Annotated in this window: 31 protein-coding genes and 1 tRNA gene; 14 read left to right on the top strand and 18 right to left on the bottom strand. The window is 68.7% G+C overall.

What is annotated here, in order from left to right:
• Positions 1-69 precede the first annotated feature (69 nt).
• On the top strand, positions 70-1116 hold the full coding sequence (locus tag ACQBAU_RS00265) for a hypothetical protein (RefSeq protein ID WP_465257146.1): 1047 nt from the start codon (positions 70-72) through the stop codon (positions 1114-1116).
• A gap of 460 nt (positions 1117-1576) precedes the next feature.
• Here ACQBAU_RS00265 and ehuA read toward each other — a convergent pair whose 3' ends face one another.
• From ehuA to ehuB, 4 genes are read right to left on the bottom strand one after another with little or no spacing between them, the layout of a single operon-like run.
• Complete coding sequence (gene ehuA, locus ACQBAU_RS00260; RefSeq protein ID WP_465257147.1) at positions 1577-2452, bottom strand: ectoine/hydroxyectoine ABC transporter ATP-binding protein EhuA; 876 nt, start codon at positions 2450-2452, stop codon at positions 1577-1579.
• Positions 2442-3080, bottom strand: a complete 639-nt coding sequence (gene ehuD, locus ACQBAU_RS00255) for an ectoine/hydroxyectoine ABC transporter permease subunit EhuD (protein ID WP_465257148.1) — start codon at positions 3078-3080, stop codon at positions 2442-2444. Before ehuD ends, ehuA begins: the two co-directional genes overlap by 11 nt.
• Positions 3077-3904 (bottom strand): ectoine/hydroxyectoine ABC transporter permease subunit EhuC, encoded by an 828-nt coding sequence (gene ehuC, locus ACQBAU_RS00250; protein WP_465257149.1) that lies wholly within the window; start codon positions 3902-3904, stop codon positions 3077-3079. Before ehuC ends, ehuD begins: the two co-directional genes overlap by 4 nt.
• 60 nt (positions 3905-3964) lie before the next feature.
• Positions 3965-4888: an ectoine/hydroxyectoine ABC transporter substrate-binding protein EhuB gene (gene ehuB, locus ACQBAU_RS00245; protein WP_465257150.1), complete on the bottom strand. Its 924-nt coding sequence runs from the start codon at positions 4886-4888 to the stop codon at positions 3965-3967.
• A 200-nt stretch (positions 4889-5088) separates the two neighbouring features.
• Here ehuB and ACQBAU_RS00240 point away from each other — a divergent pair, with 200 nt between their 5' ends.
• Positions 5089-6105 (top strand): pirin family protein, encoded by a 1017-nt coding sequence (locus tag ACQBAU_RS00240; RefSeq protein WP_465257151.1) that lies wholly within the window; start codon positions 5089-5091, stop codon positions 6103-6105.
• Positions 6106-6136: 31 nt separating this feature from the next.
• Here the strand turns inward: ACQBAU_RS00240 and ACQBAU_RS00235 are convergent, their stop codons facing one another.
• Positions 6137-7438, bottom strand: coding sequence for an ArsB/NhaD family transporter (locus tag ACQBAU_RS00235; protein WP_465257152.1), 1302 nt, complete (start codon positions 7436-7438; stop codon positions 6137-6139).
• Positions 7439-7460: 22 nt separating this feature from the next.
• Complete coding sequence (locus tag ACQBAU_RS00230; protein WP_465257153.1) at positions 7461-7910, bottom strand: CBS domain-containing protein; 450 nt, start codon at positions 7908-7910, stop codon at positions 7461-7463.
• 526 nt (positions 7911-8436) lie between these two features.
• Here ACQBAU_RS00230 and ACQBAU_RS00225 point away from each other — a divergent pair.
• Complete coding sequence (locus ACQBAU_RS00225) at positions 8437-8904, top strand: hypothetical protein (RefSeq protein WP_465257154.1); 468 nt, start codon at positions 8437-8439, stop codon at positions 8902-8904.
• Positions 8905-8922: 18 nt separating this feature from the next.
• Positions 8923-9810: a hypothetical protein gene (locus ACQBAU_RS00220; protein ID WP_465257155.1), complete on the top strand. Its 888-nt coding sequence runs from the start codon at positions 8923-8925 to the stop codon at positions 9808-9810.
• Between the two features lie 36 nt (positions 9811-9846).
• Here the strand turns inward: ACQBAU_RS00220 and ACQBAU_RS00215 are convergent, their stop codons facing one another.
• From ACQBAU_RS00215 to ACQBAU_RS00190, 6 genes are all read right to left on the bottom strand, one after another.
• The gene (locus ACQBAU_RS00215; protein ID WP_434551414.1) at positions 9847-11025 is read right to left on the bottom strand and encodes a DUF6357 family protein; all 1179 of its coding nucleotides are present in this window, start codon (positions 11023-11025) and stop codon (positions 9847-9849) included.
• Positions 11026-11079: 54 nt separating this feature from the next.
• Positions 11080-12480, bottom strand: a complete 1401-nt coding sequence (ilvA, locus tag ACQBAU_RS00210; RefSeq protein ID WP_465257156.1) for a threonine ammonia-lyase IlvA — start codon at positions 12478-12480, stop codon at positions 11080-11082.
• A gap of 359 nt (positions 12481-12839) precedes the next feature.
• Positions 12840-13181, bottom strand: coding sequence for a type II toxin-antitoxin system PemK/MazF family toxin (locus ACQBAU_RS00205; protein WP_434551412.1), 342 nt, complete (start codon positions 13179-13181; stop codon positions 12840-12842).
• Entirely contained in the window at positions 13178-13426 is a 249-nt protein-coding gene (locus ACQBAU_RS00200; RefSeq protein WP_434551411.1) for a hypothetical protein, read from the bottom strand. The genes ACQBAU_RS00205 and ACQBAU_RS00200 overlap by 4 nt, the downstream gene beginning before the upstream one ends.
• A 60-nt stretch (positions 13427-13486) precedes the next feature.
• Positions 13487-13957 carry a glutathione peroxidase gene (locus tag ACQBAU_RS00195; protein WP_465257157.1) on the bottom strand — a complete coding sequence of 157 codons (471 nt, stop codon included), beginning with the start codon at positions 13955-13957 and terminating at the stop codon, positions 13487-13489.
• Positions 13958-13975: 18 nt separating this feature from the next.
• On the bottom strand, positions 13976-14803 hold the full coding sequence (locus tag ACQBAU_RS00190) for a hypothetical protein (protein ID WP_465257158.1): 828 nt from the start codon (positions 14801-14803) through the stop codon (positions 13976-13978).
• A gap of 109 nt (positions 14804-14912) precedes the next feature.
• Between ACQBAU_RS00190 and ACQBAU_RS00185 the strand changes: the two genes are divergently transcribed.
• On the top strand, positions 14913-15506 hold the full coding sequence (locus ACQBAU_RS00185) for a carboxymuconolactone decarboxylase family protein (protein WP_434551408.1): 594 nt from the start codon (positions 14913-14915) through the stop codon (positions 15504-15506).
• 71 nt (positions 15507-15577) lie between these two features.
• A complete protein-coding gene (locus ACQBAU_RS00180) occupies positions 15578-16456 on the top strand; it encodes an alpha/beta fold hydrolase (protein WP_465257159.1) in 879 nt (292 codons plus the stop codon).
• 37 nt (positions 16457-16493) lie between these two features.
• Here the strand turns inward: ACQBAU_RS00180 and ACQBAU_RS00175 are convergent, their stop codons facing one another.
• The 3 genes from ACQBAU_RS00175 to ACQBAU_RS00165 are packed head-to-tail and all read right to left on the bottom strand — an operon-like array spanning position 16494 to position 17772.
• Complete coding sequence (locus ACQBAU_RS00175) at positions 16494-16946, bottom strand: YbaB/EbfC family nucleoid-associated protein (protein ID WP_465257160.1); 453 nt, start codon at positions 16944-16946, stop codon at positions 16494-16496.
• A gap of 19 nt (positions 16947-16965) precedes the next feature.
• The gene (locus ACQBAU_RS00170) at positions 16966-17460 is read right to left on the bottom strand and encodes a WXG100-like domain-containing protein (RefSeq protein WP_465257161.1); all 495 of its coding nucleotides are present in this window, start codon (positions 17458-17460) and stop codon (positions 16966-16968) included.
• Between the two features lie 3 nt (positions 17461-17463).
• Entirely contained in the window at positions 17464-17772 is a 309-nt protein-coding gene (locus tag ACQBAU_RS00165) for a hypothetical protein (RefSeq protein WP_434551404.1), read from the bottom strand.
• A 193-nt stretch (positions 17773-17965) separates the two neighbouring features.
• On the opposite strand from ACQBAU_RS00165, the gene ACQBAU_RS00160 reads away from it, so the two are divergent.
• From ACQBAU_RS00160 to ACQBAU_RS00150, 3 genes are read left to right on the top strand one after another with little or no spacing between them, the layout of a single operon-like run.
• On the top strand, positions 17966-18562 hold the full coding sequence (locus ACQBAU_RS00160; RefSeq protein ID WP_465257162.1) for a hypothetical protein: 597 nt from the start codon (positions 17966-17968) through the stop codon (positions 18560-18562).
• A gap of 29 nt (positions 18563-18591) precedes the next feature.
• Positions 18592-19473 (top strand): tetratricopeptide repeat protein, encoded by an 882-nt coding sequence (locus tag ACQBAU_RS00155; RefSeq protein WP_465257163.1) that lies wholly within the window; start codon positions 18592-18594, stop codon positions 19471-19473.
• A 9-nt stretch (positions 19474-19482) separates the two neighbouring features.
• Complete coding sequence (locus ACQBAU_RS00150) at positions 19483-20577, top strand: DNA glycosylase AlkZ-like family protein (protein ID WP_465257164.1); 1095 nt, start codon at positions 19483-19485, stop codon at positions 20575-20577.
• A gap of 58 nt (positions 20578-20635) precedes the next feature.
• On the opposite strand, the gene ACQBAU_RS00145 is transcribed toward ACQBAU_RS00150, so the two are convergent.
• Positions 20636-20709 (bottom strand) — tRNA-Ile (locus ACQBAU_RS00145).
• Between the two features lie 135 nt (positions 20710-20844).
• On the opposite strand from ACQBAU_RS00145, the gene ACQBAU_RS00140 reads away from it, so the two are divergent.
• Positions 20845-21408: a hypothetical protein gene (locus ACQBAU_RS00140; RefSeq protein WP_434551400.1), complete on the top strand. Its 564-nt coding sequence runs from the start codon at positions 20845-20847 to the stop codon at positions 21406-21408.
• 6 nt (positions 21409-21414) lie between these two features.
• Here ACQBAU_RS00140 and ACQBAU_RS00135 read toward each other — a convergent pair whose 3' ends face one another.
• Together ACQBAU_RS00135 and ACQBAU_RS00130 are read right to left on the bottom strand one after the other, a co-directional pair.
• A complete protein-coding gene (locus tag ACQBAU_RS00135) occupies positions 21415-21942 on the bottom strand; it encodes a dihydrofolate reductase family protein (RefSeq protein WP_434551399.1) in 528 nt (175 codons plus the stop codon).
• Complete coding sequence (locus tag ACQBAU_RS00130; RefSeq protein ID WP_465257165.1) at positions 21939-22868, bottom strand: helix-turn-helix transcriptional regulator; 930 nt, start codon at positions 22866-22868, stop codon at positions 21939-21941. Before ACQBAU_RS00130 ends, ACQBAU_RS00135 begins: the two co-directional genes overlap by 4 nt.
• A 66-nt stretch (positions 22869-22934) precedes the next feature.
• Between ACQBAU_RS00130 and ACQBAU_RS00125 the strand changes: the two genes are divergently transcribed.
• The 4 genes from ACQBAU_RS00125 to ACQBAU_RS00110 all read left to right on the top strand — a co-directional run bounded on the left by ACQBAU_RS00125 (position 22935) and on the right by ACQBAU_RS00110 (position 26917).
• Positions 22935-23369: a (deoxy)nucleoside triphosphate pyrophosphohydrolase gene (locus ACQBAU_RS00125; protein ID WP_434551397.1), complete on the top strand. Its 435-nt coding sequence runs from the start codon at positions 22935-22937 to the stop codon at positions 23367-23369.
• 59 nt (positions 23370-23428) lie between these two features.
• Positions 23429-23983 carry a DinB family protein gene (locus ACQBAU_RS00120; RefSeq protein ID WP_434551396.1) on the top strand — a complete coding sequence of 185 codons (555 nt, stop codon included), beginning with the start codon at positions 23429-23431 and terminating at the stop codon, positions 23981-23983.
• 332 nt (positions 23984-24315) lie between these two features.
• Positions 24316-25749, top strand: coding sequence for an HNH endonuclease signature motif containing protein (locus tag ACQBAU_RS00115; RefSeq protein WP_465259424.1), 1434 nt, complete (start codon positions 24316-24318; stop codon positions 25747-25749).
• A 502-nt stretch (positions 25750-26251) separates the two neighbouring features.
• Positions 26252-26917: an HAD family hydrolase gene (locus tag ACQBAU_RS00110; RefSeq protein ID WP_465256909.1), complete on the top strand. Its 666-nt coding sequence runs from the start codon at positions 26252-26254 to the stop codon at positions 26915-26917.
• Positions 26918-26941: the final 24 nt, after the last annotated feature.

Here is a 26941-nt window from a genome sequence, read left to right as displayed (position 1 = left end):
GCACCGGGCCGGGGCAAGATGGTGCCCGGGCCGACCGGAGGTGCGGTCGACGGCGGATCTGGAGCGGGGATGGCCAAGAAGAAGAAGCTGCTGCCGAAGGGGTTCCGGAGCCTGTTGCGGGACGGCGACATGGCCACCGTGACGGCGGTGTACGACAACCACGAACTCGGCGCCCGTGACCGACGCGGTGGGCAGTCGGCCCTCGGGCTGTACGAGTGTCCGTCCGAGCTGATGCGGTGGCTGGTCGGTCAGGGGCTCGACGTCGACTTCACCGACCAGTACGGGCGGACGGCCCTGAGCAGCCACGTCACGGCCGACAACGTGGAGCAGACCGAGACACTGCTCGACCTGGGCGCGGATCCCGAAGCGGGCAAGGCGTTCGAGCTGGCCGGGCGGTTCCACTCGCCGGGGGTGTTCCGGGTGCTGTTGGACCGGATCGACGACCCGGACGAGGCGCGTCGGCAGGCGACCCGGACCATGCGGGACGCGTTCGCCAGCTGTTCCAACATCGACCTGACCAACACGGCGGCGATCGCCGAGATCGCACTCGCCGTCGGGATGGAGCCGACCCCGACCCACACCGCCCAGGTCGAGCGGCTCGGCCGGCAGTTCGAGTCGATGCGGGAGGCGTTCGCCCCGGAGGGGATCCCCGCGGCCGATGCCGCGCTGGACACCCTCTACCGCCTGTTCGACGTCACCCCGGTGGCGGCTCACGTCCGTCACGACGGCACCTCGCAGATCGTCCCGCAGGGCGACGACGTCGGCGACCAGTTCGAGGACCTGTGGGACCGGCTGGTACCACCCACGGGGGCGGCGGCGACCGTCCAGGGCGAGGTGATCAGGATCGCCGGTCGGGTCGGACACGAGCTGTTCGGCAACGGCGGTGCCAACTGGGACGCCGGATTCCGGGCAATGGTGGAAGCCTTCGCCTCACACGTACGGTCGGGGAATCCGTTGCCTGCCGACGAACTGGGTCGGGTGGACGAGCTCTCGCCGAGCCTGCGGCGGGGTGAGTACGACGAGGCCGACCTCGACCTGCTGACCGAGTGGTCGGTGGCGTGGGTCAGTGCGAACCCGACGCCGGTCCCGCTGCCGGAGCCCCCGTACCGCCGTTGAGCGGGTCGTGCGGGTCGTGCGGGTCGTCGAACGGGCAGTCGGAGAGGCGGCAACGAGAGATTCGCCTCGCCAACCGCCCACTCGGTGGGGCGGGACCTCGCCAACTGACCACTCGGCAAAGCCGGACCTCACCAACCCCCCACTCGGCGAAGCCGGACCTCACAAACCGCCCACTCGGCAGGCCGAGAACGTTCCCGCGGGAGCGTTGGGCGTCGCCAGGGGCCGAGGTGTCGTAACGATGGGCGCCACAGCGACACAGCTGGACGTATGTGTCGCCTGTGTCGCTCAGACGCCCTTCTTCACCGGCCACCAAGGTCACGCCTCGCGCCGCCGGTCCGCCAAGCTGAGAACCCACCCGTGCCACCGCGGCCCGGTGGAGCGGCAGATCAGGACCGGCCTGCCGAGGTCACGAGCGGAAACCACGGGCGTCAGGCTTGAACCGGAGCACCTGTGGCGTCGCTCAGAGCACGGCCTTCAGGAAGGACTTGGTCCGCTCCTCGCTGGGGTCGCTGAACATCTTGTCGGGGTGGCCCTCCTCGACCACCTGGCCGGCGTCGAACATCAGCACCCGGTTGGACACGTCGCGGGCGAACTGCATCTCGTGGGTGACGATCAGCATCGTGATGTTGGTGGAGTTCGCGATGTCGCGGAGCACGTTCAACACGTCGTTGACCAGCTCCGGGTCCAGGGCCGAGGTGACCTCGTCCAGCAACAGGATCTCGGGCTGCATCGCCAGCGCCCGAGCGATCGCGACGCGCTGCTGCTGACCACCTGACAGCTTGGTCGGGTGCTGGGTGGCGAAGTCGGCCAGGCCGACCATGTCCAACAGTTCCCGGGCCTGGTCCACCGCCTGGGCCCTGGGTGTCTTCAACACGTGCACCGGCGCCTCGATCACGTTCTCGATCACCGACATGTTGGGGAACAGGTTGAACTGCTGGAACACCATCCCGATCGAGCGACGGGCGTTGCGGAGGTAGGTCTCCGATGCCTTCACCAACGTGCCGTTGGCGGACTCCATGTGGCTGAACGGCCGGCCGTTGATGGAGATGACGCCGTCGGTGACCCGCTCCAGGGTCATCACCAACCGCAGGATCGTGGTCTTGCCCGAGCCGCTCGGCCCGATGAGGGTCACCCGCTCGCCCGGGGCGACGGTGAAGTCGAGGTGGTCGAGCACCACCTTCTTGCCGAATGCCTTCACCACCTGGTCGAACTGGACCGCCGGCGGTGCATCCGGGTCGGCCGGCACGAACTCCCGGTCGTCGACGGGGTTGGTCGGCTCGGGATCGGTCGGCTCGGGGTTGGTCGGCTGGGGGGCCGGGTTCTGATCAGTTGGCAAGGCGCTTCTCCAGTCGTCGGGCGAGCAGCGAGGTCGGGTAGCTCGCGAGCAGGAACAGCAGGCCCGCGATGGTGTAGACCTCGAGGAATCGGAAGTGGAACGAGCCGACTTCGCCGGCCTCGAAGACCATCTCGGCGACGCCGATGACGGCCAGGAACGGGGTCTCCTTGAACATCGAGATCGCGTAGTTCGCCATCGCCGGCAGGATCGCGCGGACCGCTTGCGGCATCACCACCGCCGTCCACGTGCGGGAGGGCGACATCGACAGTGCGGTGGCGGCCTCCCACTGTCCCTTGGGGACCCCGTCGATGCCGGCGCGGTAGACCTCCGACATGTAGGTGGCGTAGTGGATGCCGAGCACCGTGATGCCGACCTGGAACGCCGTCAGCTGGTTGAAGATCACGAACACGGCGAACAGTTGGACCAGCAGCGGCGTACTGCGAATGAACTCCACGACGGCACCGAGGGGTACCGAGATCACCCGGGGCGCCGAGCGCCGGACGATCGCGATCAGCAGGCCGAGGATGAGGGCGACGACCGTGGCCAGGATGGTGGCCAGGATCGTCATCCCGAAGCCCCGCAGCATGGGGGGCAGGGCCTCGCGGACGAGTGACCAGTCCCAGATCATCGGGGATCACCCCCGTTCGGTCGGCTCCCGGGGCCGGCGTCGGCCGGCACCTTCTCCGACTCTGCGGCGGGCTTGGGGGCCGTGGTTGCCGCGGCGACCTCGTCGGCGGCGGCCTCGTCGCTGGAGTGCGTACGGAACAGCTGTCGCAGGCTGGGCTTGCCGGCCCGGCCGAGCCGGGCGCTCGCCGCCGCCTCCAAGGCGTTCATCGCGAGGGTGAACACGTACGCCAGCAGGAAGTAGACGATCAGCACCATCAGATAGGTGGCGACGGTGTTGCCGGTCGAGCTGCGGAGCTGATTGGCCCGGTAGAACAGCTCGAACACCAGGATCAGCGCCGCCAGTGGGGTGCTCTTGATCAACTGGATGAGCAGGTTGTTGAAGGGCGGGATCATCCCGACCCAGGCCTGGGGCATGATCACCCGGCGCATCCGGTGCAGGGGCGACATGTTCAGGGCGACCGTCGCCTCCCACTGCGCTTTCGGCACGGCCGTGATGGCGCCCCGGACGACCTCGGAGCCGTACGCCCCGTAGTTCAACGCGAGCGCGACCACGGCGCAGAAGAACACGTCGAGCTTGTAGCCCAGGATCGGCAGCGCGAACGCCAGCCAGAACATCTGCACGTACAGGGAGGTACCGCGGAAGAACTCGACGATCACGCGTGAGATGCCGCGCAGCACGATGTTCCCCGACAGGGACATCAGCCCGAAGATGAACGACAGCAGCAAAGCTCCGGCAGCGCCGACCAGGGTGAGCTGGACGGTGACGAGCAGGCCCTCGGCAAGCTCCGGTGCGTTGAACCGGAGGGACTCCAGAAAATCCAACATCGCATCAGTACGGTGACCGGTGGCCCGACCCGCACGAGTCGGGCCACCGCGACGTCACCGTCAGCCAGCTGCGCAGAGGTCAGCAGTGGTGAGATCGGCCGGCGGGACCGCGGTCTCGTCGAACCCGAACGGGCTGATCAACTCGAGGAACTTCGCCTGGTCCTCGTGAAGCTTCTTGAGCTCCTCGTTGAAGGCGGTGACCAGGTCCTGGTTGGCCTGCCGGAACACTGCGCCACCGGCACCGGCCTGCTCCTCGCCGTCCACCACGGGGACGAACGAGTCGGTGACCTCGACGCCCTCGTTCTTGTCGGCGAGCCAGTTCAGCGAGGCGCTGGTCAGGCAGAACCCGTCGAGCCGGTCGGCCTTGATCTGGTCCAGACCGTCCTGCTGGGTGGACACGGTCTGGATCGAGCCCTCCGCCACACCGGCCGCGATCGCGAACTCGCGCTCCACCGCACCGGTCATCACGCCGAGGGTGAAGTCACCCGCGGCGGCCACCGACTCGAGGTCGGTGATGTTCATCGGGTTGCCCTCCTTGACCATGATTGCGGTCGAGCCGACGTACACCGGCTCGGAGAAGGTGGCGTTCTGACAACGTTCCGGCAGGATCGACATGCCGGCGGCCACGACGTCGAAGCGGTCGGCGTTCAGGGCCGGGATCAGCGAGCCGAACTCGGCCACCGTGGCCTCCATCTCCGGCACGCCGAGCTGCTCGAAGATGTAGCCGACGACCGCCGGGGAGGACCCGGTCGGCTGGCCACCCTCCTCGAAGCCGTACGGCTCCTCACCGGCGAAGCCGATGCGAACGCTGCCGGCTTCCTGCAGCTGTGCCAACAGGCCGCCGGCTTCCTCGCCCTCGCCGCCGCCCTGAGGCTCCCCGGTGCCGGGTTCGGTCTGCTGGCAGGCGCCGAGCAGAGCCGGTGCAAGTAGGAGACCACCAGCCCCGATCGACCCGCGCAGGAAATTGCGGCGGGTGCTACTCATGTTTTGGGTCATCCGATTCAGCTCTTGCACGGGACACCTTCCGGTTCACGTCGTCGTCTGTACGGGCAACCAAGCTAACAACCTCCGCGGGGGCCGTGGGGTGGGCCCCCGTCCGAAAAGCGATTTCATACCGGATTGTTACGTTGCCGACGGCCGCCCTGGGGTGTCCGTCAGGGGTGGTGCTACGGCAGGATGGGGCCGTGAGCAATGTCGAGGAGCACCCGGCAGAGGTGCAGTGCGAGGCCGGCGGGGCGACCGAACCGGTGCAGGTCCTGGTGCCGCGCGAGGTGCCGCTCGGCGGTTTGCGGGCGATGTCGGTCCGGCGCACGCTGCCGTCGCGGGACCGGTCGCTGATCGGGGCGTGGTGCTTCGCCGACCACTACGGCCCGGACGAGGTGTCGGTCACCGGCGGGATGTCGGTGGCACCGCACCCCCACACCGGGTTGGCGACCGTCAGCTGGTTGTTCACCGGCACCGTCGAACACCGCGACAGCGCCGGGAACCACGCGATGGTGCGGCCCGGCGAGCTCAACCTGATGACCGCCGGCGCGGGGATCAGCCACTCCGAGGTGTCCACCGCCGACACCACGGTGTTGCACGGGGTGCAGCTGTGGGTGGTCTCGCCCGAGCACACCCGGCACGGCGAGCGCCGCTTCGACCACCACGTGCCCGAGCCGGTGACCGGGGACGGCTGGACCGCCCGGGTGTTCCTGGGGTCCCTGCTGGGCAGTACCTCACCGGTGGCGACCGACACCCCGCTGCTGGGGGCCGAGATCACCCTCGACCCCGACACCGAGCTGGTCGCCGACGTGCCGGCCGACTTCGAGCTCGGCTTCCTCGTCGACCACGGTACGGTGACCGCCGCCGGCCAGCGGTTGGTTGCCGGTGAGCTCGGCTACCTGGCCCCGGGCAACGAACGAATCTCCCTGCACAGTGGGGATTCGGGGCAGGATGGGAATGCAGGGGCCCGGCTGATCATGCTGGGCGGACCGCCGTTCGGCGAGTCGATCGTGATGTGGTGGAACTTCATCGGCCGCGACCACGACGAGATCGTGCGCTACCGGGAGGAATGGCAGGCCCAGCTCCGCGACGCTGACGGCGTGGTGGCCGACTCGCAGCTGATGGCGCCCGGGCCGTACGGCATCCCGGTGGGTGATCACCTGCCGCCGATCCCGGCACCGCCAATGCCCGGTGGCCGGCTCAAGCACCGCGGTTGACCCAGCACCAAGGCCGGAGTTCGGGCAGACCTCAGCCGGGGAGTCCCAGCACGAAGTACCGCACCGCCACGTACGCCCAGGCGATCACGGTGGAGAAGATCGTCACCACGATGCCGTACTTGGTGAAGTGCCAAAAACTCACCGGATGTCCGGAGCGGGCTGCGATGCCGATGCCGACCACGTTCGCACTGGCGGCCACGGCCGTACCGTTGCCCCCGAAGTCGGCGCCGAGGGCGAACGCCCACCACAGGGCCCGTCCGTCGCGTGAGTCGGCACCGAAGGTGATCAGGCCGTCGACGATCGGGGCCATCGTCGCCGTGTAGGGGATGTTGTCGAAGAACGCACCCAGGGCGGCGGAGCCGAACACCAGGGCGGTCGCGGCGGCGAAGTAGTCGCCACCGACGATGCCGACCGCCCAGTTGCCGATGGCTTCGATCACGCCGGTGTGGACCAGCCCGGCGACCATGATGAACAGCCCGGAGAAGAAAACCAGGGTGGGCCACTCCACCTCGGCGAGCACCTCGTTCACGTCGCACCTGGTCACCAGCACCATCACCAGCGCGCCGATCAGCGCCACGATGGACGGTTCGACGTGCAGGACCGAGTGCAGGGTGAACCCGACGATCACCAGCCCGAGCACGACCAGGCTCTTGATCAACAACCGACCGTCGGTGATGGCTCGGCGCTCCTGCAGCACCATCACCGCGTCGGCGTGTTCCGGCCGGTACTGGAACTCCTTGCGGAACAGGAATCTGGTCAACACCACGAACAGGGCGAAGACCACGACCACGATCGGGGTCATGTGGATCAGGAAGTCGTTGAACGACAACCCGGCGCGGCTGGCGATGATGATGTTGGGCGGATCACCGATCAGGGTGGCGGCACCGCCGATGTTCGAGGCCAGGATCTCGGCGATGATGTACGGCTGAGCCGGGATGTGGAGCCGGTTGCAGACCACGATGGTGACCGGCACCACCAACATGATGATCGTGACGTTGTCGAGGATCGGCGACGCGATCGCGGTGATCAACATCAACATCACCATCAACCGGTACGGCTGCCCGCGTGACTTCTTCGCCGCCCAGATGCCGAGGTACTCGAACAGGCCGGTCTGCTTCAGCACGCCGACGATGATCATCATCCCGAGCAGCAGGAAGATGACGTTCCAGTCGATGCCGGCGTGTTGGTTGTAGAAGACGTCGGTGCCGGGCACGATCCCGGTGACGACCATCGCGGCCGAGGCCACCAGGACCACCAGGACCTTGTTGACCTTCTCGGTGGCGATCAACCCGAAGGCGATGCCGAAGATGACGAGGGCGAGGACCGGTTGCATCAGCCCGCCCCGGGGTGTCGGCTCAGCTGTCGGGCAGCGCCAAGGCGTCGAGCAGGGCGTTCAGCGTGATGCAGCCGACCAGCCGTCGGTCGCGATCCACCACGGCGACCAGTGGCGAGCGCAACCGTGACATCAGGATGGCCACCTCCAGCAGGGTGGCATCGGCCGGCACCTCGGCCAGCTTGACCTTCTCGGGGGGCACGCACTCGGTGACCGCGCGTACGCCCAACTCCCGCCAGAACTGGTCGGCGTGCTCCTCGTCGATGGTCCTGGCCAGCGCGGTGTCCCCGCCGTAGTGCGACACCAGCATCCGCAACACCTGACTGCCCGGCAGGACGAACAGGGGCCGCCGGTCGGCGTCGATCACCACCAGGCCCGGCAACTTCTCGTCCACCATCACCCGTACTGCATGCGTGGCCGGGTCGCCCGCCATCACGGTGGGTACCTCGGCCGCGAGTTCGCGTGCCCGCATGACTGCCATCCTTTGAACTGTTGGTGCCCAGCGGCGCCAGCGCGGTACTGCGTCGCTTCATCTGAGGTGCGCTCCCTCTCATCATTGCGGTGGTCCTGCGGTCGGGCGAGAACGGCACGGACCCGTCTCACGCCGTGGCCCGCGGCAGGTGTGCCCGCAACGGGTGCGGCGCTGTTGCCGGCCCTGGCTGCTCGCGCCGACCACCTCGATGCGATTCCGGATCCCGGAATCCACCGCCGCTTGGCGCAACATCCTTCGCTTCGGGCAATTCCATCACACGCGACCCCCTGCCCGGCAGGGCGGGCGGGCGAATGCCATTGTTGTAGTTCTCCACCGACCGTGGACAAGGCTGTGGACAACCTCGATCTCACTGGTGCTGCGGAGGCACATCCATGTCGTGATGACGGGGCGGCCCGCCCGACTCACTGGCATCGTTCTCCGCTGTACCCCGATGAGAGGCCGCCCAATGACGTCAGCCCCGACTCCCCGACCGACCGACCGAACCGCGTCGCAACCACCCCCCACCATGGCGAGACCCCGCACCACCAGGATCGCCGTCCAGCTGATGATCCTCGGGGCGATCGTCTCGGTGGTGCAGGGCGTGTTGGTGTTCGCCAACACAGACCAGCTGCGCCGAGTGGCCGCCGAGCAGTTCGAGACTCAGGGGCTGGAGCCGACCCCCGAGTTGGTCAACTCGTCGGTCAACGCGGCGATGACGGTCACGCTGCTGACGGGGCTGGGTTACGCCGTGCTGTGGCTCTGGATGGCGTGGGCGAACAACAAGGGCCACCGCTGGGCCCGGATCGTGGCCACCGTCTTCTACGTGATCTCGGTGCTGATCTTCATCTACGCGCTGTTCACCCCGGCCCCGGTCTCGGCCCGCGTGCTGGCCACCCTGAGCCTGGCCATCGGCACGGCCGCGATCGTGCTGCTGTACCGGCAGGACTCCTCGGACTGGATCATCGAACAGACAGCATCACCGAACCGGATGTGAGCCGGGCACACTGGCCCGGTGACGACGACCCACGCACCCGGTGAACTGGTCCGTACGGTCGGCAGTGCGACCACCGTCGGTGCGCTGGTGACCGAGTCCCGTACAGTCACCCTCTCGCCCGGGGCGGTGGTCGGCTTCACCGTCGACGCGACGCGGTGGTGCCTGGGTGTGCCGAGCCTCGACGGCGACGACGTTCCCTGCCCGGACGGCACGACCGTCACCCGGGGTCGGCGGTGCCCCCGCTGCACCGAGTCCGATCCGTGGCGGTGGCTGCACATCGTGCACCGCAGCCGGTACCCACCCGAGCCCGCCCTCCGGGAACACGTGATGCGGCCGCACTGGCTGTACGTCGCCACCTTCGCCGGTGGCGCCCACAAGGTCGGGACCGCGGTGGACGACCGCAAGCACGCCCGGCTCGACGAGCAGGGGGCGCTGGTCGCGCACTGGATCGGACTGGCCACCGACGGCATCGAGGTCCGCGAGTGGGAGGACCGGGTCAGCACGGTCAGCGGCATCGGCCAGGTGGTCCGCCCCGCGGCGAAGGTGGCCGGGCTGGCCGGTCCGGTGTCCCCGGCCGCCGTCGTCCGACAGCACGCGGAGACCGTCGCCCGGGCCCGGCAGGTACTCGCGGACGTGCCCGGCGCCGAACCACTGGCCGAGCCCTGGCCCAACCCGCGAGACCCCGAGACCCTCACCGGGCTGACCCTGCGGCCCTACCCGGGATCCCTCGACGACGGCAGCCACGGGTTCACCGTCGAGGCCTGCTGGGGACCGGTCGGGCTGGTCCGGCTCCACGGCGACCCGGACTCCACCTGGGCGGTGGACCTGTCGGCGCTGGTCGGGCACCGCATCCGGTTCGGCGACCACGTCACCGAGGTACCGCAGCTGCAGGACAGTCTGTTCTGAGCACGCGCCGCCCCACAGGTGGCGAACCCGGCCAGGTCAGGCCCAGTGCTCGAGTTCGGCGTCGATCCGGGGATCGGTGTGGACCCACACCTCGCCGGTGGCTGCTCGGGGAGGGGTGTCGACGAGCTCGAGACCCATGGTCTCGACCAACTGGAGGAGCTCGTCGCGCTGCGGACCGACCTCTTCCAGGCTGTAACTGTCGAACAAGATGTGGTGCACGCCCCACGGATCGTTGTAGCCCGAGTCGGCCCAGATCTTGCAGAACCCGTCGATCGCCGCCCGCTCGGCGGGGTCGGTCACCGGCGACGGTGCGGGGGCGGTCGTGGGAGCCTCGGAGAACCCGCGAGCGATCTGGTCCCGAGTCCACCACGGACCGGCGGTTGCCACCGCATCGGGGGTGAGGTCGGCCGAGGTCAGGAATCCGTCCAGCAGTCGCTCCACCCCGGTGGCGGCGATCGGTAGTCTTGCCTGCTGCAATTGGGAAACCAGCCCGGCCGACATCGCACACGGAGCCGAGAAGTGGAAGACACCGGTGGCCGCAGGCAGGCTGCCGCCGGCGGAGTCCCGCGGCACCAGATCGAGCAGGTCGGCCGGGACGCCGTCGTACCGGGCGGTGAGGACCGTGGCGTCGGAGGTGGCCAACGCACTCGTGTGGTCGAAGATGACCACCAGCCCGCGACCGGCGGAGGCGAACCACGCATCGACGGTGTCGCCCTCGCCGGTCGAGTACGCGTAGTGGGTGGTGCCGTCGTCGGTGGTTCGCGGCTCGCGGCCGTCGATCCGAGTCAGCAGGTCCAGCCGACGCCGCAGCTCACGGGGATGGGTCCGACGCAGGGGCGACCGGTCGAACTCGAGTCGGTAGAGCTCCCCCATGGCGGTGTCCGCGTCCGGCAACCAGGGGCCGTACCGCTCGAGGCCGGCGAACCCGCGACGGAGGAAGCCGCGGGTGAGGTTCTGCAGATCACCCGGCTCCTTGGTGATGCGGAACTCGGACTGCTCCGCATCCCCGGACCCCGTGACCCGGCAGCAGAACGGCGAGCCGAACAGCAGCACCAGCACCTCACCGCTCGTGGCGTCGGCGAGGTGGAACGTGGTGTTGTCGTCGGTCCGGTGGTCGGCGATGAAGGCCCAGAAGGCGTCGAACGCGTCCTGCAGTCCGTCTCCCGAGAACGCCTGGACGTGGCCCGAGGCATCGGAGAAGTTGAGTGATCGCATGGCCGTCATTCTGCCCGGCTGGTCAGGTCACCTCAGGTCAGGAAGGCGAGTCGCCTAGGTCAGGAAGGCGAACAGGGGGGAGCCGGGTGGGACCTGCTCGATCCGGATCGGGCTGGCGTCCATCCGTTCCAGCAGGGCCGCCAGGTCGCCGGCTCGCGAGAGCTCGATGCCGACCAGCGCAGGCCCGGTCTCACGGTTGTTCTTCTTCACGTACTCGAAGGTGACGATGTCCTCGTCGGCGGTGAGCACCTCGTCGAGGAAGCGGCGCAGCGCCCCCGGTTCCTGCGGGAACGTCACCAGGAAGTAGTGGCGCAATCCCTCGTGCAGCAGGGATCGCTCGACGATCTCGGAGTAGCGGCTGACGTCGTTGTTGCCGCCGGAGACGATGCACACGACCGGCGCGTCCGTCGGCACCGGGTCGCGGGTGAGTCGTACGGCCGTGCTCGCCAGGGCGCCCGCCGGCTCGGTGATGATGCCCTCCACCTGGTAGAGGCTCAACATCTCCGTGCAGACAGCACCTTCGGCGACCGTCACCACCTCGTCCACCAGGTCACGGACGATCGGGTACGTGAGCGCACCGACCCGGGCGACGGCGGTCCCGTCGACGAAGGTGTCGACCGTGTCGAGGGTGACCGGGCCGCCGGCGGCAAGCGCCGCGGTCATGCTCGCCGCACCCGCCGGCTCGACACCGATGATCTTGGTCTCGGGACAGTTCTCCCTGAGCCACAAGGACATACCGGCGATCAGGCCACCACCACCGACCGGGACGACGACGGCGTACGGATCACGTCCGGTCCGGGCCCGGCACTGCTCGACGACCTCGGGGGCGAGGCTGCCCTGACCGAGGATGGTGCGGACGTCGTCGAACGGATGGACGAACACCGCGCCGTACGCCTCGGCCTCGGCCTGCGCCGCCGCACTGGCCTCGTCGTAGGTGCTGCCGGAGATGATCAACTCGACCCGGCCCTCGCCCAGGGTGAGGATCCGTTCCCGCTTCTGCCGCGGCGTGCTGGCCGGGACGTGGACCCGGCCGGCGATGCCCAGCCGAGCACAACTCCACGCGACCCCCTGCCCGTGGTTGCCGGCACTGGCGCAGGTGACGCCCCGGTCACGTTCGGCCTCGGACAGCCCGTTGATCAGGTGGAACGCGCCGCGCGCCTTGTACGACCGCGTGAGCTGCCGGTTCTCGCGCTTCAGGTACACCGGTGCGCCGACGTCGGCGCTGAGCCGCGGCGAGTGGTCCAACGGCGTCAGCTCGAGGTGCGGGGCCAGCGTCGCGGTTGCCGCGGCCACCCCGGCCGCACTGAGTTCGTACGTGCTCACCGACCCACTGTAGGGACCGGTGGTGAGCATGATCAACGCGCCCGCAGCGGGTCGGCTCATCTTGCCGTCGGCGTGCACCTCGAGCTTCTCGAAGCGCCAGGTGATGTCACCGCGATCGGCGGGTCGAGCCACGTACGTTCGTGTCGGGCATACGCGGCCTGTGCGCTGATCGCGTCGGCGGCCGCGGTGCCCTGCTCCCGTTCGACGATCTACAGCCCCAGATCCAGACCGGCGAACAGCGCCCCGGCGGTGATCCGGTCGCCGACGTCGACCACGCGTTCGTCCGCGGCTGTCCCGACGAGGAGCTCGAGGTCGGCCAGGCACTCGCGGTTCGTCGTGGCGCAACGGTCCGCGAGCAGACCGGAGCGCGCGAGCAGGAGGGCCCGCTACAGACCGAGGCCATCCACTCCGAGGCTGCCGCGACCTCGGCCAGTCGCCCGGTCAACTCGCCCCTGGCAGGGCTTCCGCATCGTCACGTGACAGCTGGGAGGTCAGTGGCCACAACCCATCGCCATCGCCATCGCTTCGCAGACCTGCGCCATCCGCCCGGTTGACAGGCGTCCCAAGCGCTCAGTGAGCAACGCGACCGGCACTTCCGCCAAGCTGTCCAAGTTGACCACCGACACCTTCGGCACCGGATCGTCGCCCGGCTCCAGAAGCACCTCGGTGGCCAGGTCGCGGATCGTCGTCGTACACGGCGCGACCACGCACAGGCGACGCCGTACGATCGCCTGGTCTCGCGACAGCACGACGACCGGGCGACGCGGAATCCCCTCCAGGTCGCACCACCACACCTCGCCACGGACCACCGTCCCGGGTGGGCCAGGTCTCACCGGCGCTCTCCGACGGCCCGCACGGCCCGAGCGTTGAACTCCGCCGGATCACCCCACTCGTCCGGGGTGTCGGGCGGGAGCTCGACGTAGGCGTCGTACGAGGCGTCGATCTCAACCGCCCGTTGTTCGGCGATCAACGCACGGAGCGCGCGCTCGACCATGGCGGCATCGGTCCCACCGCCAGCGACCTCACGCGCCTTCCGCAAGGTGTCTTCGTTCACCGTGGTACTCAGCCTGACCTTCATGCCACAAGTATGGCATGGCCATGGCATGGACTCAATCCGCGGTGCGGGTCGTGCCTGCGGTCAGGAGTCCCGGATGGCGGTGGCGATCGCCTCGGTCACGGCCGTGTCGTCGGGTCGGGTGCTCGGGCCGAACCGCTCCACGATCGTGCCGTCCGCGCGCACCACGAACTTCTCGAAGTTCCAGGTGATGTCGCCGGCATCGGCGGTGAGCTCGGTGTAGATCGGATGGCGGCCCTGGCCGTTCACCTCGATCTTCTCCGACATCGGGAAGCTCACCCCGTACGTGGCGCTGCAGAACTCTGCGATCTCGGTGGCCGTGCCGGGTTCCTGGCCACCGAACTGGTTGCACGGGAAGCCGACCACGGTGAAGCCGTCGGTGTCGCGCTGCAGCGCCTCGAGCTGTTCGTACTGGGGCGTCATCCCGCACTTGCTGGCGACGTTCACCAGCAGTGCCGGCTTGCCACCGGTCAGGTCGCGCAGGGTGGCCGGGGTGCCATCGAGGCGGGCGATCTCGGCGTCAAGGATGCTCATGACCCCAGCCTGCCACGGTCAGCGCAACGCTGGACCGCGCAGTACCCCGATCGCCTGGTTGGCCACCGCGAGCAAGCGTTCCGGATGCACCTGGCCGTGCCGCACCCGGGCGCAGACCTCGAGACGACCGCGATGGACCAGAAGCCAACCGGACAAGGAATCCAGCTCAGCGGCGACCGATGCCCAAGCCGGTGGTGGTGGGGTCCCGGGGCCGGGCCAGATCGCCGTTCGGGTGAAGCCCCACGGCCGGGTGCCGGCTGATTGGGCCAACGACTTGGGTGGAGTGCCGGCCCACCTGATCGGCATGCTGGAGATCGCGCCGTCACCACTCGACTTGCCCATCCCGACGCTCGCGCCTTCGGGGAGTCCGTCGACCGCCACCACCAGCCACACCGCACGGTCGCTGATCGGCGAGCCGAGATTGGTGAAGTGCTGCTCCCACACGGCGATGGTCGCCGGCAGCCCGGCAACCGCGCCGTGGGCCGAGGACACCGCGGCGCTGGACCGGACCCGGAACCGGTCGAGCACCATGGGCAGGCCACCCTGCCAGGCCCCGGGCCGCCATCCTGCGCTGGCCGCCCACGAGTCGACCAACGTCTGGTGGCCGGTCAGCTGGCCGACACGCCGACGGTTGAGCGACCGGCGCCACACCACCACCGGCACCGCCACGAATGCCAGCGCGACAACCGTCAGCACGGTGGCGAACACCGGCACCGGAAGCCCGGCCGCGATCAGGGCATCCCCCACCGGATTGATCACGGCGACCAGCGCAAGGAAGAGCGCGACGCAGACGAGGAGCGTCACGAGGGGGGTGCGATTGCTGCCACCGGCGCTGCTGTCGGACATCCATCGACCCTATCGGCCGGCCCCCGTCTCCGGGGGGCCAGGCGGGGATGTCACAGATCGTCGGAGTTCGTCGTCTGAAGGGTGACACCGAATGACACAGGAGGACATCATGGCTGGCACACCCCGCATCCCTGCGGCCGAGATCACCGGATTCAAGGGAGCGCTGATCAAGCGCTTCGCCAAGCGTGCACTCGACGGCCGGGTACCGACGTCGATCGGCGTCTACTGGCACAACCAGAAGGTGCTGATGAGCATGTCCGACATCGGCAGCAGGATGAAGAAGTGGAACACCTGCGCCGAACAGCTCAAGTCCTTTGCCCACATGGCGGTGGCCTCCCAGGTCGGCTGCTCCTGGTGCCTGGACTTCAACTACTTCGAAGCACACAACAAGGAGCTCGACATGGTCAAGGCGCGCGAGATCCCGCGGTGGCGGGAGTCGGACGCGTTCAGTGCGCTCGAACGTGAGGTGATGGCGTACGCGGAGGCGATGACCTCGACCGAGCCGACGGTGACCGACAGCATGGTCGCGTCCCTGCGTACCCACCTTGGGGACCCTGCCCTGGTCGAGCTCACCGGGGTCATCGCGTTCGCGAACTTCACCACGCGGGCCAACATCGCGCTCGGCATCGAGTCGGACGGCTTCTCGGCCACGTGTGGTCTGCCGCCGCTCGCCGAACGGACGGCGGTGGCCGCGCAGCCGTAGGTCTGCCGAAGATGAGTTCGGCGTCGGCGATCCGTACCAGTGGTGTCATAGACCGACGGAAGGAACAAGAAATGCAGGTACGGGTGAACGATGTCGAGCTGTACGTGGACACGGTGGGCGATCCGGCGGATCCGCCGGTGCTGCTGATCGGGATCACCGCAGGTACCTGGCCGGACGGGCTGTGTGCGGCACTGATCGGGCGGTACGTGGTGCGCTACGACCTGCGCGACACCGGCCGATCGACGTACGTCGACCCAGCCTCGCCGGGTTACGACCTGCGTGACCTGGTCACCGACGCGTCGGAACTGCTGCGGGCACTCGAGCTCGGGCCGACGCACGTCGTCGGGCAGGGGGTGGGCGGCTTCATCGCCCAGCTGCTGGCCTTGGACCATCCCGAGCAGGTGGCGACGCTGACCCTGGTGTCGACGCGCCCGGTCGCCCCGGGCCGGGTCGACGACGACCTTCCTGATCATGACGCAACGGTGATGGGGCAGCTGTTCGGGCGTCCCGACCCCGACTGGACCGATCGCGCCGCCGTCATCGACCACGTGACCGGGTCGGCCCGGCTGCTGGCCGGCTCGGCAGGCTTCGTCGAGCAGGACGTCCGGGACTCGGCCGGACAGACCTTCGACCGTTCCCGACCGACGGCGGCGGCGCAGCAGGCGAGCCATCTCGGCACCACGTTCGCCAAGATCAACTGCAAGCCGCGGTGGCGACGGCGACTGCGGACGCTCGCCGTCCCGACGCTGGTGGTGCACGGCGACGAGGACCCGTTCTTCCCGTACGGCAACGGCGTTGCGTTGGCCGAGGAGATCCCCGGCGCCGTGTTGCTCACCCTGCCCGGGATCGGCCAAGGGGTGCCGCGGCCGGTCTGGCCGCTGTTCGCCGACGCGTTCTTGGCGCACACGGACCATGCCGTCGACACCGCGCAGGACGACGACCGCCCCTGATCATGATCGGCCCCACTCGACGGGACCATGACCATGATCAGATGCTGTGGCGTCGGGCCTGTTCCAGTGCCGAGTACAACGACTCGGTGTAGGTGCGCATGGCCTCGACGGACTGGCTCTGCATCGCCCGGACGTCTGCGGCGAGCGCACCGAAGTCAGTCGAGTTGTCGGCCAGATAGGCGTCGGCGAGTGCACGGGAGTGCTGTTCCATCACCCTGTTGAACGCCTCCAGCACGTGTTCGGCCAGTTCGTCGTTGGTCTGTCGCATCGCCCTGGCGTCGATCTTGAGGGCGGTGAACCTGTTGCCCGACATCGTCACCCTCACCTGCTCGTCGAGCGCGGTCGCGGTGGTCTCCACGTCCGGCACCTCGGGCTCAGCCGTCTCTGCGCCTGCTGCACCCTGCGCGTCCGTCCCACCCTTGGTGCGGCTGGCGGCGGTGGACAGCTGCTGGTGAAGTTGTCCGAGCAGCTGGTCGAAGGAGTCAGTCATCGTGTGTGTCCCTCCTGGGTCATCCCATCAACTTCTCGAGGGCGAAGTTGATCGCGAACTCGATCACCCTGCCCGCAATGATCTTGGCCACGGGGATCCAGCCCAGCGATGCCCCGCAGGTCGGCACGGCAGCAGCGATGGCCGACGCGATCTGTATCGCCAACAGCACGAGTTGGGTGATCACGACGATCTTGAGCGCGATGATCACCCCCGCCATCACCATCATGCAGCCGCCGACGATCGAGCTGCCGCTCGAGATCTGCTGCACCACCTGCTGTACGGAGTCCTCCCCGGAGCTGAAGGCCGTCGAGAACGCCTCCATCGCCGGGCCCTCGTTCGTGCCCAGCACGTGCTGGGCAGCTGACTCGGCCTGTTGGGCGGACCCGGCGGCGGTCTGCGCGAAGCTGAGCCATTCCGACCCCTTGCTGAAGACGTCACTCTCGTCGGTGTTCGGCCAGCTGAACCCGAGCATGTTGAGCAGGTGGGCGACTTCGCCCGGCAGTACGATCCCCACCGGTCACTCCCCGCCGACCATGGTGCTGCCCAGGCTCACGTTCTGCTGCTCGGTGGCGTCGTACAGGTCGGCGGCGGCCTGCAGCAGTTCGGCGTGCTCTCCCCAGCCCTCACCCACGCCCTCGATGCTCTCGGTCACCACCTGGACGATCGCCTCGTACGCCATCTGGCACAACGCGGACACGTCGTCCTCGCCCCAGGCCGGGGCCGACGCGGCGGTGTCGGCAAACTGGCTGCGCAGGTCGTCGGCGGTGGTGGACAGTTCGTCGGCACCGACACGCAGGGCGCGGGTGTCGAACTTGAGTTCAGTCATGATCGGGCGTCCATTCGGGTTCCGGGGATCTGTTCCAGAAGTGGAGTTCGGACCCGGACCACGGTAATCACGTCGACGCGATCGGGATGTCATCTGACGACATCAACGGCTCGCGATCGGTCCTACGATCACCGGGTGGCCAGGCCGGACCCCGTCCCCGGGGCCGGCCGAGAGGACCCAGTTGGGAGGCGTCGTGGCCAAGGGCGGAACTGTCTACAAGACGGCCGGCGGCTTCATCGTCAAGCATGCCGGCGAGTACTTCAAGGTGCCCAAGAAGTTCATCAAGTCGCAGGCGAAGGACGGCCCCCGCGACGTGGCGAAGCGCATCGCGAAGTCCGGTGACGACGTCAGCCAGTTTCCCAAGCCGAAGAAGATGCGCAACGCCTACCTCGGCAAGACCCCCGGGAAGCTGTCGGGCCCCGGCCAGAAGGTCGCCCAGCGGATGGCGAAGAAGGGCGAGCTGGTCGACGCGCTCGGCAACCCGGTCGACCCGGACACGTTCCCGAAGAAGATCAAGAAGTCCGACCTGGACAACTACTACGTGAACGACGCGAACGGGGTACCCCGACCGTTGTCGGAGACCCACATGGGTCACCACGAGGACGCGGTCGACTACTGGAACGACCGGGGACACCAGCGAACCCCGCAGCAGAACCGTGACTTCATGACCAACGACAAGAACTACTCCTACGAGTACGGCCCCGACAACACGAGCAAGGGCGGGCAGCAGCAGGGCCGCTACTCCGACAACGATCCCGTCGGTGGCGTGACGATCTCACCGTCCCTGTGACTAGGCTGACCCCGGACCGAGGAGGACCGATGCCACGCAACCCCATCCCGGCAGACGTACGTCAACGACTGGGCCAACTGCTCCAGCAGGCGCAGGCGGCGGCCGCGGACGGAAACGCCGACGAGGCCCGACGCCGCTACGAGGCGTTGTGGGCCGAGGTTCCGCAGCCCTGGCACGACTATGAGCTGCGGGCGATCGCCGACAACACCGTGCGCGCGTTGATCGGGGTCGGCGACTGGGAGGGTGCCTCGAAGTGGCAGCCGGTGAAGGCCGAGCAGTACGGCGAGGCCGACCCGTCCGTACGGGTCAGCGATGCGATCGTCAGCTACCGGATCGACCCGGCGTCCGGGCAGCCGAAGCTGGCCGCCGTGCTGGACGACTTCGGGGCCGAGGCCTTCAGCGCCTATCCCGACTACGTCGCGGTGGCTGAGGGCAAGGCGTTGCCGTTCCCGGGCCCGGAGGTGCCGGCCGATGCGCTGGAGTTGCCCGAGGCGCTCGGCGAGCGGATCGACGAGCTCAGCGAGGCCGGCAGTGACGCGCTGTACGCCGAGGACTGGGACGAGGCGATCGGTCGGTTCGAGCAGGCGCTGGAACTGGTGCCGGACCCCAAGCGTGAGTGGGAGGCGGCGACCTGGTTGTACGCCTCCATCGGTGACGCCCACCTCGGGGCGCAACGGTGGAAGCAGGCACGCAACTACTTCCAGCTGGCCACCCAGTCGCCCGGCGGGATCGAGAATCCGTACGTCCAGATGCGACTCGGGCAGAGCGAGTACGAGCTCGGCAACCACGAGGCAGCCGAACGCGGCCTCATCACCGCCTACATGACCGAGGGCGAGAAGATCTTCGCCGAGGAGCCGCCCAAGTACCTGGCGTTCCTCGGTGAGCGGGGCCTGCTGAAGCGCGACGCCTGACCCCGGACCATGACCGACCCGATGCATCGGCTCAGCCTCACCCGGGCCCGTCGGATCGCCGTCCAGGCGCAGTGGTTGGCGGCGCCCCGCCCCGATGACCTCGGCGAACTGCTGGACCGCCTGACGCTGCTGCACGGCGAGCCGACGACCGCTGTGGCCCGCAGCGCCGAGGTGGTGCTGTGGAGTCGGCTCGGCGCCGCACACCGCCTTGGCGACCTTGAACGGGCTCTCGCCGACGGGACGATCATCGAACTGGACGGACGGCTGCGACCGGCCGCCGACATCGCGCTGTTCCGGGCCGAGATGGCCGCCTGGCCCACCGAGAAGTGGCAACAACCCCAGGTGGCGTGGCTGGAGGCGAACGACGAAGCGCGGCGCGACGTGTTGGCGAAGTTGTACGACGAGGGACCGCTTCCCAGCAAGGAGATCCCGGACACCACCGTACTGCCGTGGCAGTCGAGTGGGTGGAACAGCAACCGAAACCTCCGCATGCTGCTGCAGCTGATGGCGACCCGCGGCGAGATCGCCGCCGTCGGGCAGGACGGCCGGGACCGGCTCTGGGACCTGGCCGAGCGCGTGCATCCCGACGTCGAACCCGTGCCGCTGGCGGAGGCGACGCGCCTCCGCAACGAACGCCGGCTGCGGTCGCTCGGGATCGCCCGGCCGACGGCACCGAAGACGCCGACCGAACCCAACGCGGTGGCCGACGCCGGGGAGCCGGCTGTGATCGACGGGGTCAAGGGACGATGGCGGATCGACCCGGCGTACCTCGACCTCCCCTTCACCGGCCGGACCGCCCTGTTGTCACCGCTGGACCTGTTGATCTTCGACCGCTCGCGGATGGCGCAACTGTTCGACTTCGACTACCAGCTTGAGATGTACAAGCCGGCTGCCAAGCGACGGTGGGGCTACTGGGCGATGCCGATCCTGTCCGGCGACCGGTTGATCGGCAAGGTGGACGCGACCGCGGAACGGGCCGAGGGTGAGTTGCGGATCAACGCGGTGCACGAGGACGAACCGTTCGACCCGGCGGTGCGTGCCGCAGTCCGGGACGAGCTCGACTCCCTCGCCGACTGGTTGGGCCTCGCGCTCGTCACGCCGTGAGCGGGTGGTGGGCACAGGCGTCCAGCGTCGGTGTCGGAACGCTCTTGGACGGGATGGGTGGGCCTAGGTGGACTTGAACCACCGACCTCTGCCTTATCAGGGCAGCGCTCTAACCGTCTGAGCTATAGGCCCGCGCAAGCAACCGCGTCAGAATATCCCACGGGCACGACCCGGCTCAAATCCGTACTTCAGCCGGGGTCGAGTCCCGTGGGGTACGGGGGGCGGCCGGGCACCCCGATCAACCCTGGGCCACGTAACATCACCGCCATGACCAGCACCCCGCCACAGCCCGGTCCTGCCGGCGAACCCTGGCCGGAACGGAGGAACGCGCGTTCCGAGATCCAGGACCCGGTCCCGGCGGAACTGCAGCAGGGCAATCCGTACGGCACGGCCCCGGACCAGTTGGCGCCCTACCAGACACTGGCCCGGGTGGTGCCCGGGGCCACCGGCGTCGCGCTCACGATCCACCGTGGCAACACCCCGATCAGCCAGATGGGGGTACGGATCGAGGTGGACAACCGGCTGATTCCGGCCGAGGCGGGAACCACGTTCGTGACGCTGCCGCCCGGACGGCACACGTTCACGTTCTCGCGCACCAACACCACCGAGGTCCGCACCCAGGTCGTCGATGTACCTGCCGGTCAGGCTGTCCCGCTCTATTACTCGATGCCGACGACCGTCTTCCAGTCGGCGAAGCTGTCGACCACTCCCCTGCAGCCACAGTCCATGGCCTCGACCGCCCTCGTCATCACCGCCCTCGTCGTCGGGATCGTCGCGGTCTGCCTGGTGTTCGTGTTCGGGCTCGGCCTGGTCTTCTGGTCCGCAGGGTGACCGTCGTCACCGCTTGACGTCATAGCGGGCACACGCGAACTCACGGTTCCGTGCCACCTCGCGCAGCTCCAGTTCAACGTGCCGGGGCAACAGCGGCTTGCCGGAACCGACGGTGACCGGGGCGTACTGCACCATCACCTCGTCGAGCAGACCGTGATCATGGAACTGCCCCACCAGGTCACCACCCCCGACCACCCAGATGTCCTTCCCGGCGGCCGCTTCGACCATCTCGGCGTGGACCTCGGGGACGGGTGCCGAGGTGAACCGCACGTCCGCCCCGGCCGGTGCCGTCAGGTTGCGGTGGGTGAACACCCACATCGGCAGCGTGTAGGACCATGCACCGTTCTCATGGTCGATGATCCATTCGTACGTCGACGCCCCCATCGCCCCGGCGCCGAGCCGGGCGCGGAAGTCGTCGTAGTTCATCGGACCGGACTGGTCGATGTCCCTGCTGAGCAACCAGTCCAGTGAGTGGTCGTCGGTGGCGATGAAGCCGTCGAGCGTCGATGCCGTGTAGTAACTGGTACGGGTCATGTTCGTCTCCACCATTCGATCGGGTCTCCATGATCAACATCCATTCCTGCCTGTCGCAGCAGGAGTCTGGCCAGTTGCCGCCGGTGGGCGCCGTACGTGATCACGTGTGCGACGACGCTGGTCAGTACGAAGCTCTCGGGCGGTTCGCACAGGGCGTCGATCAGCCGGTCCCCCCACGCGTCGCGGCGAGCGATGTCGGCCACCGTCGCCACCCATCGGGCACCCACCACCTGATGTCGTACGGCCAGTTCCGCCGGACTGTCGCCGCCGGCCTCGGGCATCTCCTCACCGGCGATCGCCGCCAGCCAGCACTCCTTCGCCCGTACGTGATGGGCCAGGACGTCGGCCAGTGACTCCTCCGGTCCGTCCCAGCGGAGCAGAAAGCTTCCTGGCAAGCGATTCCGGCGGTACTCGGCCTCGTCGAGCTCGGCCGCCAGTGTGATCAACTCGGTGGTGTCGTCGAGGTCGTGGTGCAGGAGGTGCGCGGTGACCGGCCCTTCGGCGGGACGTCGGGACCGGTCATGGATCCACAGGTTTGCCGGCGGGTGGAAGTGGATCCCGTTGGGGGCGTCGATCCAGTGATCATCCCCGGTGGGGCCGAGGCCCGCGTCGCGACGCGGCGTCCGGCCGGGCGGATGGCCGTACGCCCGCCCGTACGCCCGTGCAAACCCCTCGACGGACTCGTACCCGGCCTCGAACGCGGCGTCGGTCACCGTCCGTCCGTGCGCCAGCTGCCAGGCGGCGCGCTCCAACAGGACGCGACGCCGCAGCGAGACCGGCGGCTCGCCCGTACCCCGGGCGAACACCCGGCTGAAGTGGAAAGCCGACGAGTGGGCCCGTTGGGCCATCTCGTCGAGCGTCGGGGCATCCTCGGCCAGCGCCGCGTCCAACAGCTCGCGCAATCGATCCCGCCCCTGCACCGTCATGTCCACCAGTCTGGACCCTGTGGCGCCGTCACACCCGACCGTTCTTGCTCAGCTACCCTCGGTCGGGTGAAGGCGGGTCCGAAGAAGTCGGTGGTCGGTGCCGCCATCGTCCGTGGCGGTGAGGTACTGACCGCACGGCGTACGTCACCGGCGACGGCGGCCGGTCGGTGGGAGTTCCCGGGCGGCAAGGTCGAGCCCGGTGAGACCCCGGAATCCGCACTGGTACGGGAGATCGCCGAGGAACTGGGTTGCCGGATCCGGGTGATCAACTGGCTGCCCGATGCCGTCGCGATCAACGACACCTACGAGCTGCGGATCGCGGTTGCCGAGCTCGTCGACGGCGATCCGGTGCCGACCGAGCACGACCAGATCCGTTGGTTGGGGGCGGACGAGTTGGCCGAGGTCGACTGGCTGGAACCCGATCTGCCCTTCCTGGCCGCGCTGCGGTCAACGCTGTCGGGCGGGGCAGATGGGCCGATGGCTGGGTCGGCGGGTGGTTGAGCCGGTGGGCGGGTCGCAAAACTCTGGCGACGGCCCACCCCGGCGACCATCATGGGGCCATGGGTGAACCCGAACGCTGGACCCGGTCCACGGTCTACCCCGACATGTGGGTCGACCCCGACGACGATCCCCGCGACCGCGACGAACCCGGCCCCGAAGGTGAGCTCGCGACACTGCAGGAGTACCTGGGTGACTACCGGCTCACCTTGCAGATGAAGTGTGAGGGGCTGACCCCCGAGCAGTTGGCGCGTCGGTCGGTCCCGCCCTCGACGATGTCGCTGCTCGGGCTGTTGCGGCACCTGGCCGAGGTGGAACGCGACTGGCAGAACTGGATCAGTGGCAAGATCCCGCTCGCCAGACTGTACGACGACGGCGGCGGTTTCGACGGGGCGGTCGGTGAGCAGGCCATGGTGGATGCCGCGTACGAGGACCTCGCACGTGAGCAGGCGGCCACGGACGCGGTGCTGCTCTCACACGCAGACCTCGGGCAACGTCTGGGGGCCAAACAGATCACCGGCCGGGAGATGTGGGTGCACCGCGTCGAGGAGTACGCCCGGCACTGTGGCCACGCGGACCTGCTCAGGGAGTGCATCGACGGCCGCGTCGGCCAGTAGGACCGCCCTCTCTTCGCACGCAGTCCGCACGTCGAGCTCGTCGAGACGGCCGTCGAGCCTGCCGAGACGTCCGTCGTAACGCCCCTCAAGCCCGTCGACACGCCCCTCAAGCCCGTTCGCCCCTCAGCCGGTCGGCGCCCCTCAAGCCGGTCGACACGCCCTGCGAGCCTGTCGAGAGGCCGGCCACACCCCCAGCACCACCGGCCACACCCCGACTTGTCCACAGGCCTGTCCCCAGTCGGTGGAGAACTACACGGCTGTAGTGCACCCCCCAATGCCTGATTCGAACGTTGTGGCGATTCTTGTCGGTGGTGGGTTCTAGGGTTTTGGGTATGGAGATTCCGGGGCAGGTGACGGTCGAGGACGCAGCGGTCCTGATCGGTGCGGTGCTGGATCGGGTTGATCATGCCCGGACCTGTCTGGTCTCTCCGGCTGATCTGTTGGAGTCCACGGTCGCGTGGTCCCGGCTGGCGGAGCGGGCGGCGGCGGTGCAGTCCGCGTTGGTGGGTCATGTGGCTCGGACCGAGGCGTCGATGATCGAGGCCGGGACCCCGGTCCGGTCGTGGTTGCAGGCAACCACCACCATGTCAGCCAAACAGGCGCGGGTGGTGGAGCGGCGGGCCCGACTGGCGGGCCGGTTCACCAAGGTGGCTGCGGCGCATCTGGCCGGGGAGATGACCACCGAAGCAGCCGATGCGGTGCTGGCCGGACTCGCCCAGCTGCCCGATGACCTGACCGGCGAACAGGTCGACCACGGCGAACAACACCTTGTCGATCTGGCGACCGGGGCGCATGGTCAGCCGAGGTTGGATCCGGTCGGGTTGCGTCAATGCGCGAACCGGCTGGTCGAGGTGGTCGCCCCGGAGGTCGCCGACGAAGCGTTGGCGAAACGGCTGGCCCGCGAGGCCGCCCAAGCCGCCCGGGACCGACACCTCACCTGGACCCATGACCATCACGGCAGCGTGTTCTTCAAAGCAAAGCTCCCGGTCGCTGACGCCGAGACCGTGATCGGGGTGATCAACGCGATCACCAACAACGCCACCCGGGCCGCCGACCAGGCCGACCCGGCCGCGCCACCCGTCAGTCTGGGGCAGCGTCGGGCTGATGCGTTCGCCCTGGTGTTCGCCCGCGCCGCCGGCGCCCCCGACACCCCGGCCAGTGGTGGGGTGCCACCCACGGTCCATGTCCAGTTGGACCATGCCGCGCTGCTGGCGGGGTTGGTGCGGGCGAAACTGATCGGCAGTGACACCGACCTGTCCGCCGGCGAGGCGCGCCGGTTGGCGTGTGACGCCCAGCTGATCCCGACCGTGCTCGGCAGCCACGGCCAGGTCCTCGATGTGGGCCGGTCGGTCCGGCTCGTCCCACCAAGGTTGCGGGCATTGTTGATCGCCCGGGACGGTGGGTGCGCGTTCCCCGGCTGTGACCGCACCCCGGCCGATTGCGATGCCCACCACATCGACCCGTGGTGGAACCACGGGCCCACTGATCTGGCGAACCTGGTGTTGTTGTGCAGGCATCATCACGGACTGGTCGAACCCCACCCCGGCTGGCCCGACGGCGCGCAATGGGAGGTCCGGATCAACCCTGCCGATGGGCGGCCCGAGTTCCTCCCACCCACCCGACTCGACCCGAAACGACGACCCAAACGCCACACCCGCCACACCAAGATCACCATCACCCCGCCCACCGGCCCCGACGGTGGTGCAGCCACCCCGCATGCCGGCAGCGAACCCCAAACCGGCACCACCGACCAACAAGGACCCTGACCGGCGGGTCACTGCAGACTGGCCGCGGAGATGATCATGGTCGGCTGGTCGCTGTCATCCACATCGGGCGCAATGTGCCACACCGTTGGGTGGGCAGTGAGCCCCGGGACGGGCGGGCCGAGCGCTGACCACACGCGCGATGGGCAGGTCAGTCGTCGCGCCGGTGCTGCGCGCGCGGAATCACCGGGGGCCTGCACACGGCAAGGACGCCGGGACCGACCGAATCTCGCCCGCATGGGAAGGCCACGCGCGTCGTACGCCCACGCCCGGGCACAGGAAGACCACGCGCGTCTTACGCGCACGCCCGGGCACAGGAAGACCACGCGCGTCGTACGCGCACGCCCGGGCACAGGAAGACCACGCGCGTCGTACCCGCACGCCCAGGCACGAGCGTTCGGTCACTTGGGGCCCGCTTGGACATGACGCCGCCCGGTCATCCCGTCTCCGTGGTCCCAGCTCAGCCCGGATCCCGCTTGGCGTCACCTGATGGGAAGGTGTCGGTGTGCGCGCCGTGTTCTTCGACCTGGACGACACCCTCGTGGACCAGGAGTCCGCGGCGGTCACGGCGGTCGTCGCCTGGGCGGCCGAGCACGGCATCGAGGGCGCCGACGTGGTGCCGCGCTGGGCCGAGGTCTCGGCGAACTGCTACAGCCGGTACCAGCGCCGCGAGCTGACCTTCCTCGAGCAACGGCGTGAGCGGGCCCGCAGCTTCCTCGGAGTGGACGCCGACGACACGCGGGCCGACGAGTTGTTCGCCGGCTACCTTCGGCGCTACGAGGCGAACTGGACCGTGTTCGATGATGCTGTTCCCGCGTTACGACGAGCCAAGGCATCCGGGCTGATCGTCGCCGTTCTCACCAACGGTGACGAGGCACACCAGCGGTTCAAGCTGGAGAAGCTCGGCCTCACCAACGAGGTGGACGTGTTCGTCGCCTCGTCCGTGCTGCCGGCCGGCAAGCCAGACCCTCGCGCCTTCGCACACGCCCTGGACGTCGTCGGGGTCGCACATGACGATGCACTCATGGTGGGCAATTCACTGCGGACCGACGTTCTCGGTGCCTTGGGTGCCGGTGTCGACGCGGTACTGCTCGACCGACACGACAGGCACCCCGATGCGGACGTCCGCCGGATCCGGTCCCTCGCTGAACTCGACTTCGACGCGAACTGAAGCCGCGAGCTGCAACCTTCCCCC

Origin of the sequence: Carbonicoccus niuqiaonis (assembly GCF_050157065.1) — a bacterium.
Lineage (GTDB): Bacteria > Actinomycetota > Actinomycetes > Propionibacteriales > Propionibacteriaceae > Avipropionibacterium.
The sequence above is the reverse complement of the archived record's forward strand: the minus strand, read 5'-3'. Positions and strand labels throughout refer to the sequence as shown.

Coding starts and splice junctions, on each gene's coding strand:
- ACQBAU_RS00185 (WP_434551408.1), top strand. CDS start 14,913: ATGGCTGGCACACCCCGCATCCCTGCGGCCGAGATCACCGGATTCAAG.
- ehuD (WP_465257148.1), bottom strand. CDS start 3,080: ATGATCTGGGACTGGTCACTCGTCCGCGAGGCCCTGCCCCCCATGCTG.
- ACQBAU_RS00135 (WP_434551399.1), bottom strand. CDS start 21,942: ATGACCCGTACCAGTTACTACACGGCATCGACGCTCGACGGCTTCATC.
- ACQBAU_RS00175 (WP_465257160.1), bottom strand. CDS start 16,946: ATGACTGACTCCTTCGACCAGCTGCTCGGACAACTTCACCAGCAGCTG.
- ACQBAU_RS00195 (WP_465257157.1), bottom strand. CDS start 13,957: ATGAGCATCCTTGACGCCGAGATCGCCCGCCTCGATGGCACCCCGGCC.
- ACQBAU_RS00130 (WP_465257165.1), bottom strand. CDS start 22,868: ATGACGGTGCAGGGGCGGGATCGATTGCGCGAGCTGTTGGACGCGGCG.
- ACQBAU_RS00115 (WP_465259424.1), top strand. CDS start 24,316: ATGGAGATTCCGGGGCAGGTGACGGTCGAGGACGCAGCGGTCCTGATC.
- ACQBAU_RS00190 (WP_465257158.1), bottom strand. CDS start 14,803: ATGTCCGACAGCAGCGCCGGTGGCAGCAATCGCACCCCCCTCGTGACG.
- ACQBAU_RS00265 (WP_465257146.1), top strand. CDS start 70: ATGGCCAAGAAGAAGAAGCTGCTGCCGAAGGGGTTCCGGAGCCTGTTG.
- ACQBAU_RS00155 (WP_465257163.1), top strand. CDS start 18,592: ATGCCACGCAACCCCATCCCGGCAGACGTACGTCAACGACTGGGCCAA.
- ACQBAU_RS00225 (WP_465257154.1), top strand. CDS start 8,437: ATGGCGAGACCCCGCACCACCAGGATCGCCGTCCAGCTGATGATCCTC.
- ACQBAU_RS00150 (WP_465257164.1), top strand. CDS start 19,483: ATGACCGACCCGATGCATCGGCTCAGCCTCACCCGGGCCCGTCGGATC.
- ACQBAU_RS00140 (WP_434551400.1), top strand. CDS start 20,845: ATGACCAGCACCCCGCCACAGCCCGGTCCTGCCGGCGAACCCTGGCCG.
- ACQBAU_RS00180 (WP_465257159.1), top strand. CDS start 15,578: ATGCAGGTACGGGTGAACGATGTCGAGCTGTACGTGGACACGGTGGGC.
- ehuB (WP_465257150.1), bottom strand. CDS start 4,888: ATGAGTAGCACCCGCCGCAATTTCCTGCGCGGGTCGATCGGGGCTGGT.
- ACQBAU_RS00200 (WP_434551411.1), bottom strand. CDS start 13,426: ATGAAGGTCAGGCTGAGTACCACGGTGAACGAAGACACCTTGCGGAAG.
- ACQBAU_RS00230 (WP_465257153.1), bottom strand. CDS start 7,910: ATGCGGGCACGCGAACTCGCGGCCGAGGTACCCACCGTGATGGCGGGC.
- ACQBAU_RS00215 (WP_434551414.1), bottom strand. CDS start 11,025: ATGCGATCACTCAACTTCTCCGATGCCTCGGGCCACGTCCAGGCGTTC.
- ACQBAU_RS00235 (WP_465257152.1), bottom strand. CDS start 7,438: ATGCAACCGGTCCTCGCCCTCGTCATCTTCGGCATCGCCTTCGGGTTG.
- ACQBAU_RS00165 (WP_434551404.1), bottom strand. CDS start 17,772: ATGACTGAACTCAAGTTCGACACCCGCGCCCTGCGTGTCGGTGCCGAC.
- ehuC (WP_465257149.1), bottom strand. CDS start 3,904: ATGTTGGATTTTCTGGAGTCCCTCCGGTTCAACGCACCGGAGCTTGCC.
- ACQBAU_RS00120 (WP_434551396.1), top strand. CDS start 23,429: ATGGGTGAACCCGAACGCTGGACCCGGTCCACGGTCTACCCCGACATG.